Below are 5,943 nucleotides of genomic sequence, written 5' to 3'. Positions count from 1 at the left end.
CTTCTGATGCTGATTGCCGAAATCGGCTCGAACCGAAATGTGTTCGAGATCTTTGCAACACATATGACACTGACGCCTGGGACAGCCTGGGCCAGGATCAATACGTTCAACTTCGCAACAGATGACATCATGCGAAATCCGATTTTCGGGATTGGCCTGAATGACTGGACCCGCCCGGCCTGGATGTATCTGTTGAACAGCGTCGACAATTTCTGGCTGGTCATCACCATGCGACATGGGTTCCCGGGGCTGTTTCTTTTGCTGGGCTCTGTGATCGCGATTTACACGCAGCTTGTCCGCAAGCCTTTGACCGGTGCGCTGGCAGATGCGCGACTGGGCTATCTGATTTCCTTGACCGGCCTGTGCGTATCGGCTGTGACGGTACATCTGTGGGATGCCACGTTCTGTTTCCTGATGTTCCTGCTGGGGGCGTGTGTCTGGATCCTTGATGCGGATGAGACGCAGGATGGAGAGGCCAGCGCGCTGCCGGAGGCGGACGGGCAGAAAACGATGCGCTATACACGGTTTCCCAAAGATCTGCCTCGCCCTGAAACCCAGGGGGACGCCCCGGCTCAGGTCGCGCGCGTTGCCCGAAGTTCCGGCAGGCGCAGAAGGGCACCGCCGCCCCGGACGGTCAGGGCCCGATAACGGTCCAGCGTTTCCGTACCATGCCCACTGCGCGGCGCAAGCGGCGCAACGGGGCCATCCGGCCCGAGAGGATGGCGTCTAGGTCCGAGCTGTTCATGCTGCCCTGCAGTGAGGTGCGGGGGCGCAGGAACGCGTCCTGCCGAAAGCGACCGCCATCGCTGGACCAGGCTGCTGTATACCCTGCCGCCTGCAAGCCCCTCAGGACCCTGGCGTCATATAAGCCGAAGGGAATACCTGCCTCGGTCACGGGATGTCCGCAGATGTCTTCCAACTGGGTCCGCGAGTCCTGCAATTCACACACCAATTCGGCCTTGTCCAATCCGGTCCAGGCAACGTGCCGGATGCCGTGACTGCCGATCGTCATCCCTGCGTTTGACAACGCCCGCAGGTGCGCGGCGTCAAGCGATCCTGCCTGTCCGATGCGCCCTGTCAAAACAAAGAACCGGCCGCGCAACCCGCGCTCGACCAGGGCGGGCAGGGCGATGTCATGGTCCGACAGGTTGCTGTCGTCGAACGTGATCGTGAAACGGGTGGGGTCGGGGGCGGCCGCGATCCGGTCAAGCACGTCATGAAACTGCCGGGGTGAGATCCAATAGGGCCCCTCGCCCGGCTCCAGATCGCGCTGGGGTGTTCCGATGCCGTGAAAGTTGATCCCCACCAAACCGGTCATGCGCGCGCTTTCTTCAAATAGCCATGTGCCGTCTCGGCAGCGCTGACCAGAGTGGGTTTCAGGCCACCGGGGCGGAACTCATACGGGCCCGCGGCCATCAGGTCAGTGCCGCCAGTGCGCAGCTTGAACTGTGCGACGGTGGGATTGATCTCGGGGTCCAGGCCATTCAGATCATACCACCTCAGACCTTGGTCACGGCACCGCAGGATAGAGTGCCACATCAGGAAATGGCCAGCATTGGGGCGGCGGCCCGCCTGTGTGGTGGCGCCAAAGATATAGACAGCCCTGCGCCCGGCCTGCCCGATGGTCATCCCGGCAATATCGACCCCGTCCTGTCGGGCGAACAGAACGTCATGAGAGAAATCCGGGCCCGTGAGGGTATAGTAGAATTCAGGCGGGATATCCGTCTGGAACCCTTTGGTGGTCTGAACTTCCTGGTACAAGCTCTGAAACCGCTCAGCAGCTTCCGAGATAGGCGCGATATCAAGCTCCAGACCGGATTTTAGGGCTTTGCGCAGGGCGTTCCGCCATTTCCCGTGCAGATTTTGCATCAGGGTGTCTTCGTCCTGTGCGCAGTCGATGATCACGGTGCGCTGCCGGGGCGAGCGGTCTGTTGGCTGAAAGCCCGCCGCATCTGCAATCGGGTCGAGCGCTGCCGGGTCATGCGCGATGGCTGCGGGCAGCCGTAGCCGCATGATATGGCCGGCCTGCTGCGCATAGTCGCGCAAAGCGGAAAAGATGGCCTGTTGCAGATCCGGCGGCGGATATGGGTGCTCCACCGGCTGGATCATCGGGCCGCCCGCAATCCAGGCGATCCCGCTGCTGAGAACCGGAACCCGTTTGATCCTGAGACAGGCGGCGGCCACCGGTGTGCCCAGCGGGTCCTGCAGGCAGATGAACTCGGCTTCTGCGCCAATCCGACGGGCGGCTGCCTGCGCATAGGTGAGGGTCTGCTCAAAGGTCAGATCGTCAAACAGCGCGCTGAGGGCAGGCCAGTCTTCCGGGGCGACCCGGTGTAGGGAGAGCGCGTGCGCTGCCATCAGCTTTTCACCGCCATCGGTTGGGTGACCAGCAGACGCGCCAACTGCGCTTCCTCGTCTTCGGCGAGCGGTTTTGAAGCACGCAGGGTAAACCCGGTTGGCACCGGCGCGTCGGCGCGCGGGGTTACAGGCAGGCCATGGGGCCTCAGAAACCGGGCTACATCCTTCAGGACATGTTCAGGATTGGCGCAAAGTGCTTCGTAATCGACCCGGAGATGTCGATCCGGCCCGATATGGGTGCAATCGCGTTCAATGTCCTGCGCAACCCCAAGAACCTGTCGGCAAGCGCGTTCGATCAGGGTATCGCCGCCCGCATTTGAGGGGCGAACGGACCACCATGCCTGTTGATCGGGTTTGGGCCCCTTGTTGCGCCGTTGCGCCCGGATGATCGAGCGGGCGGTGTCACTCGCATCGCGCCGCACCTCAAGAAACAGGCAGCCGGGAAACAGCGCATCCAGCAGCCGGACGCGGTTGGAATGCATGACATTCTTGTTGATGAAAGGCGCCTCAGCCAGTGCGGACATCCCCGCCAGCGTTGCCCGGATTTCGTCGACGGGCAGCGTCGGCAGAACACGTTCGTCTGTCCACGGGCCATCCTCGAGCCAGCGTTGCCAGATCCACCCGCCCTCATTTGGGGCAGCCCAGCCGGAAATATGACCGTAATCGCTTTGATAGGCAGGGGTATGGGGCGCGATCATCCATCCACCCAGACGGGTCGCGGCCAGAGGTGTCTTGTAGAAGCGGTGCGCCAGATTCGAGAAATAGGCGAATTCGAAGCCGGTCGTCATGAGCTCATAAAACAGCGAGGTTCCAGACCGTGGGGCCCCCAGAATGAAGACATGGGGCCATCGTGCAATCGGGTGCTGTGCGATCATTCTGGATTCAAACGGGGCCAGAAGCGTATGCACCGTGCTGCGCGTGATCGATTTTGCCAGAGCTTTCATGCCGGTTGATCCGGTTTGGGATGGGGCGGCGTCTGTCCGTGTGGCGGTCTGACCAACGCGCCGAGCAGAAACAGAAACCTGGCCCGCCAGGCTTTGGCCCCTTCGTTGCCGGGTCGCAACAGGCTTTTGGGCAAGAACCAGAGAGCGCGCAGGGCATCGCCCACGGCCATCAGCAGGGTTCCGAGCCACGCCACCAGAGGGCCGCGCGTGAAGCGCAGAAACAGAATATGACCCTTGGCGATTTCAACGGATTTCCAGGGCGATATCTGCCCGGTGGACACAGCCCCGTAATGCATCAGCCGGATGTCGGGGTTGTACCGCACCTTGAGCCCGGCCTGCCGGACCCGCCAACACCATTCTGATTCCTCGCTATACATGAAGAACCGGTCATTCATCATGCCAACCTCATCGATGACATGTCTGGGCAGCATCATGAAGCACCCGGCAACGATGTCGACATCCTGTACCGTGTCGCGCGGGCGCGACGCATAACGCTGATCCCCGAACAGCCGTGTTTTTCTGAGGATGCGGTTGGGCACCAGAATGTTCCAGAAAATGCTGCTGAGAGAGATTTCGCGGAACAGCGTGGGTTGCTGTGTGCCGTTCTCCAGCGAGACATGGCCCGCCAGCACGCCGACCTCGGGGTTGGCATCCAGATAAGCCACGGCGCGTTCAAGCGTGCCATCGTAAACCTGTGCATCGGGGTTCAGAACCAGAATGTATCGACCCTGCGCCTGCCGGATGCCGATGTTATTGCCCCAGGCATAGCCGCCATTATACCCGGCTGCGATGACGTTGATGCGGGGAAAGTCCGCCCGCAACCCCGCAACGCTGCCATCGCTTGAGTCATTATCGATGACAATGATCTCGACCCGCAGATCGCCGCAGTGTTCCAAAATCGACCGGATCGCCGCAGAGGTGATGTCACGTGTGTTGTAATTCACGATCAGCACACTGAGATCGACAGCAGTGTCCGTCCCGCCTGCCGGGGAAGGTTCGACAGCGTGGGTCACGGCTCGGCTTCCGTCCTGATGTGGCGCCAGACATACTCGGGACCGCCCGTTGAATGCGCCCCAACCGATGCTTGGGGTCATGAGCTCTCTCCCCTCGGGCCGCGGGTGAAGACATGCCTGCACACCCCGCCGGCAAGGCTGAGGGCTGCGCTTTCAAAGCCTTCGGGGCGTTTGGACAGATGCCACAGGAACAGATGTGTCCCGACATAGGCGATCACACCGGCCAGGACTTTGGCAAGGAAGCGGATACGCAGCAGCGGCAGATCGTCAGGTGAGTTGAAGGCCCAGCCGACCTGATCGTGGTTGCCCAAAGCGCCTCCGACCAAAAGCACCACAGCAACCATGACAAGCGTGGACACAATGCTGCGCCAGGCCACAAGAATAGGTCCGAAAAAGCCGCCTGTGCCAAAATCCCGGGCCATGATCAGGGTCAGGAAAATCGCAAACACACTGGACAACCCAGTGCCGAGGATCGCGCCAAAATAGCCAAAGCTCGACCCGATGAGCATCAGCACGATGGTGACCACCAGCAGAATGCTGTTTCGGATGCACAGGCGCTTTGTATCGCCTTTGACATAGCTTGCAGAACGGACATTGGCCTGCAGGGTTTCGATGGCTTTCAAAGGGGCAAGGACCCAGATCACCTGCGCTGCTGCCAGCCATTGCCAGCCGATGACCACGATAATCATGTGGTTGGCGACCAGCGCCATGCCGACACTGACCGGGATGATGATCCCAAGAAGAATGGCATTGGTCTGCTCAAAGGCTTTCTGCGTGGTGCCGTCGGTTCGCGAAATATGTGCCAGTGCCGGATAGATCACCCGCTCCAGGGGGGCGATGGCCTGATTTGTGAACAGCGATACCAGGCGAAAGCCGATCCGGAACGTACCCGCATCCGCTAGGCCCAGGGTCGCGCCGATGATCAGCTGGGGTGTGTTTGTGGTCAGGAACTGCGTGATCTGGGCCCCCAGGGACCAGGATGAGATGTTCAGGCAGTCCCGCCAGCGGCTGAGGGTCAGTCTGGGCCACATGGGTGCGGTGGAATAGGTCCAGATGACACGGGCGACCTGGGTCAGGAAATTGGCGACGACAACCGCCCAGAAATCCCGCCAGATCCAGGCCAGAAGAATGGCAAAAACCGTGTATACAAAACGGCTTATGGCCTCTTCACCCGCCACAAAAGCAAAGCGCAGATCACGTTCCAGCAGCGGAAAGCGTGGGCTCTTGAGCGATATGAGAACCGAGATGATGCACAACGCCGGAATAAGCTCGGTCAGCTCTGGCAGGCCCAGCATTGGCATCAAGGGGGTGCTGAGCCAGATCAGACCCGCAGCACCAAGCCCCAGCAAAACCTGCATCGTGAACACCGTGTTCAGATGCGCTTCGGTGATGTCGGGCTGGCGGATCAGCGTCATCGAGACGGCCCGCTGAATGATTTCAAGCAGCGCGACGGCAATCACGAAATAGGCAATGACACCGAAATCCGTCGGTGTAAGCAGCCGTGCGGTGACAATCAGTGTCGCAAGGCCAAGGATCTGGCTGAAGATGCTTGAGGCAAACAGCGTCGCTGCCCCTGTAACGACCGATGTCTTACGGTTTGGAGCGCGCTGCCCCGATGCGGCTTCAGG

6 protein-coding genes are annotated in these 5,943 nt (G+C 60.7%); 1 reads left to right on the top strand and 5 read right to left on the bottom strand.

Annotated elements, in window-relative coordinates:
- On the top strand, positions 1–648 hold a 648-nt coding region (locus tag AC2FNU_RS23610; RefSeq protein WP_496793542.1), incomplete at its 5' end, for an O-antigen ligase family protein.
- Here the strand turns inward: AC2FNU_RS23610 and AC2FNU_RS23605 are convergent.
- The 5 genes from AC2FNU_RS23605 to AC2FNU_RS23585 all read right to left on the bottom strand — a co-directional run.
- The gene (locus tag AC2FNU_RS23605; protein ID WP_496793539.1) at positions 635–1,318 is read right to left on the bottom strand and encodes a polysaccharide deacetylase family protein; all 684 of its coding nucleotides are present in this window, start codon (positions 1,316–1,318) and stop codon (positions 635–637) included. The two genes, AC2FNU_RS23610 and AC2FNU_RS23605, sit on opposite strands and share 14 nt — an antisense overlap.
- Positions 1,315–2,358: a lipid II:glycine glycyltransferase FemX gene (locus AC2FNU_RS23600; RefSeq protein ID WP_496793537.1), complete on the bottom strand. Its 1,044-nt coding sequence runs from the start codon at positions 2,356–2,358 to the stop codon at positions 1,315–1,317. The genes AC2FNU_RS23605 and AC2FNU_RS23600 overlap by 4 nt, the downstream gene beginning before the upstream one ends.
- Positions 2,358–3,302 (bottom strand): sulfotransferase family protein, encoded by a 945-nt coding sequence (locus tag AC2FNU_RS23595; protein ID WP_496793535.1) that lies wholly within the window; start codon positions 3,300–3,302, stop codon positions 2,358–2,360. The genes AC2FNU_RS23600 and AC2FNU_RS23595 overlap by 1 nt, the downstream gene beginning before the upstream one ends.
- Positions 3,299–4,396 carry a glycosyltransferase family 2 protein gene (locus AC2FNU_RS23590; protein ID WP_496793533.1) on the bottom strand — a complete coding sequence of 366 codons (1,098 nt, stop codon included), beginning with the start codon at positions 4,394–4,396 and terminating at the stop codon, positions 3,299–3,301. The genes AC2FNU_RS23595 and AC2FNU_RS23590 overlap by 4 nt, the downstream gene beginning before the upstream one ends.
- Positions 4,393–5,943 (bottom strand): oligosaccharide flippase family protein (locus AC2FNU_RS23585; RefSeq protein ID WP_496793529.1); only part of this gene is annotated, 1,551 nt, incomplete at its 5' end. The genes AC2FNU_RS23590 and AC2FNU_RS23585, both read right to left, overlap by 4 nt.

The organism is Ruegeria sp. BHSB064, from assembly GCF_059613205.1.
Note: the sequence above shows the minus strand (reverse complement) of the source record. Positions and strands in the feature narration are given on the sequence as shown.

Bases quoted from the DNA above. Each gene is read 5' to 3' on its own strand.
- AC2FNU_RS23605 (WP_496793539.1), bottom strand. From the start codon at position 1,318: ATGACCGGTTTGGTGGGGATCAACTTTCACGGCATCGGAACACCCCAG.
- AC2FNU_RS23600 (WP_496793537.1), bottom strand. From the start codon at position 2,358: ATGGCAGCGCACGCGCTCTCCCTACACCGGGTCGCCCCGGAAGACTGG.
- AC2FNU_RS23595 (WP_496793535.1), bottom strand. From the start codon at position 3,302: ATGAAAGCTCTGGCAAAATCGATCACGCGCAGCACGGTGCATACGCTT.
- AC2FNU_RS23590 (WP_496793533.1), bottom strand. From the start codon at position 4,396: ATGACCCCAAGCATCGGTTGGGGCGCATTCAACGGGCGGTCCCGAGTA.